Genomic DNA, 2,402 nt, shown 5'->3' with positions numbered 1-2,402 from the left:
GTAAATCGACGAACAATTCGATGCACGTGAGCCGCCGAATTGGGTTCACTGAAGTGGTGAGTCGTTCGCGGCGGCCACGTGATCGTCACCGTTCGCCGACTCGACGTTACTAGCCTCTGCTGCTGAATCCGTGGATTTAGACAATAACCCATACTCGCCCACATACACTGATGACGGGCCAACCTCACCGTTGTTCCGCTTTCGACTGCTCCCCGCTTTCCTGATCGGAATCGTAGGGGCGTTGTCATTCGCGTTTGGGCTTCTGTTCGCTGTACTACCTGCGTTCCCTTTCTTGACTGAAGGTTACGTTTCAGTAGCACCGGGATACTGGTCAGTATGCATCATGTATCTCAGTTTTGGTTCGTTTTGTACTGCAAGCGGATTGCTTGTCTGGAAGACGAGATACCTATACGCGACAATTATGCTGTTAATCGGAATCGCAGTCGGGACGGCTCTTCAACCTTAGATCGAAGTTCTTGAAGACAGGCGGCGAACCAGCGAATGCACATGAGCGACGGGGTCATGTTGTATGCTGCGGTCACGTCGTTCGCCGTCGCCATGTGATTCGTACCGTTCGTCGTGCTACTTCACGTTCGTTGGTTCATTCACCTTCGAATGCGGATTTGATCCGACGCCTGTCGTTGTGGCTGGACTTGGGCCCATCGCGTCGTACCGCGACCTCTGTTTCCTGGTGATCGCTCTTGATGTCACGGTTTGATAGATCATCGTCTCTTATCGGGTGATGGCTTGGTGATTCGCAACGCGAATCGTGTCCGTCGTGCCGGATGACTCACGTAGGGGCCCATTGATTGGCAACGTGACATCAGTCGCCTATTGATCGCACCTGATGTCGCGGTTTTGTTGTCACTCCCTGCTTACCGTATTGATTCACGTACCGTCCCATCCATTGGCAACGGACCCTCTGTCGCCTGTTGATCGCAATCGTGGTCACGGTTTAACATCGTAATCCCGCTTGACAATAAGGCCCATCACCACGCAGCGATTGCTACAATGGTTCTGGTCCGTCCAGCTTCCAGCCGGCGGCAAACGTAGCCTGACGAACCATGTGATGAACGGGAGTCGCGGGCGCTGCTGTTTCCTGAGTTCGTGATGTTTGGCCGCGACCCCGTTATCACCAACGTTCTGTCTCATGTAACTTGCACACCGCCATGGAACCGATGTTAATCATGTCACGCTTGCTGCTTTGCCTTCTGCTGCTTACCGTCATTGTTGCGGGTGGTTGCCGCTCCGAAACGGACTCCGTAACGTCGGCGAACACGACTGCTACAAGCAGTGAAGCTCCATCCGAAAGTCTCGATTTTGACGCGCTGCTAACTGCGATCGACGATGCGATCGGCAAACGGTTTCAAGCGATGCAGATGGACGCGATGAATTCTGCTTCGTATCAATATGATGGCCCCATCAAGACGGTCGTTGACATCATCGAACCAATCGCGAAGACAGCTGGATTTACGCCCGGCGGTGACACGCCGACAAACGGCATGGGTGAGGCAGAAAAGGAAATGCAAGCGAAGATGGGCTTCAACATGACTGCTGTTGACCAGAAAATGTACACCCATCCCAATGGAGACACTTTAATGATCGCGAGAATGGACATGTCGAACGACGACATAGACATGAAAATGTTAACGGTACAGCTGATGAATCCGAAGAAGATGTCCGAGCTTGGTGCGAACGCACTGAAACCGTAACCGGTGGCTTGATTGGCGGGCTGAAAGACGACAGAACAATCGCGTGCACCGGAGTACGCGAGTCCAGCGGTTTGACATGGAAAATCTTTCGCGCGTACCCGGTGACGCGTGACGGTTCGTCGTGCTTGGTCACGTTCGTTGTTTCTTCTAGCTTTAAGTTCGGATCAATGCACAAGCCGGATAGGATGACCGCAGTCGGCCCATTGCTTGTTGACGTGACCTCTGTTTCCTGTTGATCGCTTTTGATGCCACGGTTTGGTAAACGTTTCCAACTCCCAACAATCGCCGACAATGGTTCGTGATCCTGTACGCCCATTTCATTTTAACGGCGGAGTCTCCGAATGACCCCAACACTCGATCATGTCTATCGATCGGATCTTGCTTGACTCCGGTACCACGGTTCGTACACGCTATCGTGATCCCGCCTCAGACTGATGGATTGTCCCACATCATTGAGCGGTCGCTACAATGAACCAAGACCGTCCAACTTCACGCCGGCGGCAACCGTAAATCGACGAACCATGTGATGAACGGGAGTTGCGGGCGCAGTTGACTCCTGCGTTCACGGTCTTTGGCCGCAACCCCGTTATCACCAACGTTCGTCGTGCTTGGTCACGTTCGTTGTTTCTTCTAGCTTTAAGTTCGGATCAACGCACAAGCCGGATAGGATGACCGCAGTCGGCCCATTGC

General features: G+C 53.1%; 1 protein-coding gene. It reads left to right on the top strand.

What is annotated here, in order from left to right:
• The first annotated feature begins 1,187 nt into the window (after window positions 1-1,187).
• The gene (locus tag FYC48_RS25595) at window positions 1,188-1,712 is read left to right on the top strand and encodes a hypothetical protein (RefSeq protein ID WP_149499655.1); all 525 of its coding nucleotides are present in this window, start codon (window positions 1,188-1,190) and stop codon (window positions 1,710-1,712) included.
• The last annotated feature ends 690 nt before the right edge of the window (window positions 1,713-2,402 follow it).

Origin of the sequence: Roseiconus lacunae, assembly GCF_008312935.1 — a bacterium.
Lineage (GTDB): Bacteria > Planctomycetota > Planctomycetia > Pirellulales > Pirellulaceae > Stieleria > Stieleria lacunae.
The sequence above is the reverse complement of the archived record's forward strand: the minus strand, read 5'-3'. Positions and strand labels throughout refer to the sequence as shown.

Bases quoted from the DNA above. Each gene is read 5' to 3' on its own strand.
- FYC48_RS25595 (WP_149499655.1), top strand. From the start codon at position 1,188: ATGTCACGCTTGCTGCTTTGCCTTCTGCTGCTTACCGTCATTGTTGCG.